This window comes from Natronococcus jeotgali DSM 18795, assembly GCF_000337695.1.
In the GTDB taxonomy this organism is placed as follows: domain Archaea; phylum Halobacteriota; class Halobacteria; order Halobacteriales; family Natrialbaceae; genus Natronococcus; species Natronococcus jeotgali.
Genome location: NZ_AOIA01000049.1, coordinates 1 through 2,892 on the forward strand (window position 1 = coordinate 1; position 2,892 = coordinate 2,892).

Annotated in this window: 2 protein-coding genes and 1 pseudogene; 1 reads left to right on the forward strand and 2 read right to left on the reverse strand. The window is 54.9% G+C overall.

Annotated elements, in window-relative coordinates; translation table 11 throughout:
• Positions 1–75: 75 nt before the first annotated feature.
• The gene (locus tag C492_RS07245) at positions 76–873 is read left to right on the forward strand and encodes an IS5 family transposase (protein WP_083898762.1); all 798 of its coding nucleotides are present in this window, start codon (positions 76–78) and stop codon (positions 871–873) included.
• Positions 874–963: 90 nt separating this feature from the next.
• On the opposite strand, the gene C492_RS07250 is transcribed toward C492_RS07245, so the two are convergent.
• Together C492_RS07250 and C492_RS07255 are read right to left on the reverse strand one after the other, a co-directional pair.
• Positions 964–1,527 carry a redoxin domain-containing protein gene (locus C492_RS07250; RefSeq protein WP_049892816.1) on the reverse strand — a complete coding sequence of 188 codons (564 nt, stop codon included), beginning with the start codon at positions 1,525–1,527 and terminating at the stop codon, positions 964–966.
• Between the two features lie 183 nt (positions 1,528–1,710).
• Positions 1,711–2,804: pseudogene (locus C492_RS07255) on the reverse strand (tryptophan--tRNA ligase); the annotation flags it as partial.
• Between the last annotated feature and the right edge of the window lie 88 nt (positions 2,805–2,892).

The window sequence follows — 2,892 nt, forward strand, 5'->3', positions numbered from 1 at the left end:
CTCAACCGATCAACCAAAACAGCAATCAGCTGTGACCTCTCAATTGAGGCTACCAGAGGGAAACTCTAGACTGCTTTGCGACGCGACCAAAGAGTTACGGGTGAACGAGGCGAATCCGCCGCCCCGCAGGGCGGCGGCGGATTCGCCGACTATGCCCTCGTTTCGCTGCATTGTCTCCGGATTTATCTCGATACGTCCTACCGGATGACAATCGATCTGTTGAAGGAGATGCCGCAAATAACAGGGGAGATCGGCCTTGACGAGGCCGATCTCCCCGCGCCTTCCACGCTGTGTAAGGCGTTTGATCGGATCGAGATGAGCGTCTGTCGAGTGCTGCTGCGCCAGTCGGCGCAGCTGCACGATCCCTCTGAGCACGCTGCAATCGATGCAACATTCTATGAACGAGACCGTGCCAGCCGCCATTACTGCCACCGAACAAACTATCGCGTTCAGACGCTCAAAGTGACAAAACTCGTCGATACAGCAACGCAAGCTGTGCTTGATCTTCATTGCTCGACGACGTTAGAAGGCAGTGACGCGGATCTCTGTGAGCAGATCGCCCGCCGAAATGCGGGCGATCTGCGGTCTCTGGCCGCTGATAAGGGCTATGACAAGCAACAACTCCGCGAACGACTCCGTGACCTCGACATTCGTCCGCTGATCAAACACCGCATCTTCGCGCCGTACGATCACGCGCACAACGCCCGCATTGACGAAGATCGGTACGCTCAGCGGTCAATGACCGAAACCGTCAACTCCGCCGTCAAGCGCTCGCTCGGCTACGCCGTGCGAGCGCGTAGCTGGTATCGAGAGTTCCGTGAAATTGCTCTGATGTGTGTCGTCTACAACATCAAACGTGCCGTCAAACAGTGAAATCCACCGCCTTACAGCGATTCAACAAAGCCACTCACAGTGATTACTCAACTCAAAGCGTGTCGTTCAAACTGACGGAGCCGCTGCTTGTCAGACTGCCTCGACAGCCTCGATGAGTTCATCGTAGTCTGGTTCGTTCGTCGGATCTTCAGCTACCCACCTGTAGGTCACAGTCCGATCTTCGTCAAGGACGATCACAGCCCGGTTGGCGACACCGTACAGGCCTAAGTCCGGGATGTCGATTGAAAGGTCGTATTCCGGAATCGCTTCGCCCCCCATATCACTGATGAGGTCGAACTCGAGATCGTACTCGTCTGCGAACGCTCCAAGGGAGAATGATGAATCGGCGCTGATGCCGAAGAGTGTCGCTCCCGCATCTTGAAGTTCATCGAGACGCTCTTGGAGGGCTACCATCTCGTTCGAACACGGCGGTGTAAACGCCCCGGGGAAGAANGTCGCTCCCGCATCTTGAAGTTCATCGAGACGCTCTTGGAGGGCTACCATCTCGTTCGAACACGGCGGTGTAAACGCCCCGGGGAAGAACGCTAGTACGGTGGGGCCATCGCCGAGATGCTCGTCGAGTTTGAACGTCTCATGTTCGCTTCCTCGGTACGTCGCTGTGAAACTCGGCGCAGTATCTCCTGTTGAAAGCATAGCGGATCTATTTAAGTTCGGAAGCGCCCTAAACCCTTGGCCGAACGATTTCAAGAACACATACCGAACCCATCTCTGAACCTCAGATTGTGCGCTATACGGGCAATAATACGACTAGGTCGGGGGAAGTTCAATCCCAGGTAAATCCCGCAATTCGCTTTGAATTGACGGATACAGCCATTTCTAAAATACCCCATCATCAAGAAATCCGACTCGATGGCGAGCCCGGTTTCGCTCAGCATCGGTCAATCTGTACGCTGGTAACTCATTCACGAGTGACCCCAACTGACTTCGTCGCTCCTGGTGACATTTGAGGAAATCAGCTATGTTCTCTGCCGCGATATCCTTGAGTTCACCACTCAATAACGATCCATCACGATATTCCTGGGCAATTCGTTCCAGCCGCTCGTCATCCGTTTCGAAGAAATACGAGAGAAACTGGAACGACGTGTGTCTCTCTCGGGATCTCCGCCCTGTTCTCGATGTTCGTCGACGGTAGACTGACCACCGGAATACGCGTGGGTCCGGATCTTCTCGAACACGGTCTCTCTGTCGTCAGAGAGGAGAATACTGGGCGCGTCGTCCGAAGAGCTCATCTTGCCTGGCCCTGCGAGGCTCGGAAGGAATTTCGAGAGCAACGCGCTCGGTTTATCGACGTCGTATCGCTGCTTGTCCGCAATGTCCCGACAGATGCGGATATGGGGGTCTTGATCGATTGCGATCGGAACGAGCGTCGGATGACGGCCCTCGACGAGTTGCGGCAGGAGGAGATGTGTCGCCTGCACTGCGGGATAGAATGACAGACCAATATTCGCAGGTTCTCCGTACGTTGCCTCGATAGTCGACTGGGTCCCCGCCTTTGCAAATGCGGTTGCGAGGGGATACACCACGTCTCCATCCGCTGTATCCACGATGATACGCGTCCGATCTGGATCAAATCCTACTGCGAGCAGATCGAGTAAGTTCTCACGAGTGTGAGCGCCGATTACTTCGAGAGACATCTCTTTGAGGAAGTATTTCTCGTCATCGGACACTGGAATGTAGACGAGAGCATTTGTCTGCTCTTGTAGGTACTTGGCGAAGTAGAACGGGAGGACGTGACCGATATGCATCGGCCCTGATGGGCCACGGCCCGTAACAATAGAGTGTGGTTTCCCTGCGTTAACAGCGGAGAGGAACCTGTCTATGTCGCGTTCTGCGTAGAACACCCTTCGATGAACTAGCGGATGGGCTGGGTCGGGGAAGGCTGTGATCTGGTCGTCCGAGAGCTGGTCAGCCATCCGTTCTAGTTTAGTGACTGGCTGAGACGGGGATCGTGCCGAAATTGTGTCGAGTCTGACCGCAATCATACCGAGGTAGCTACTG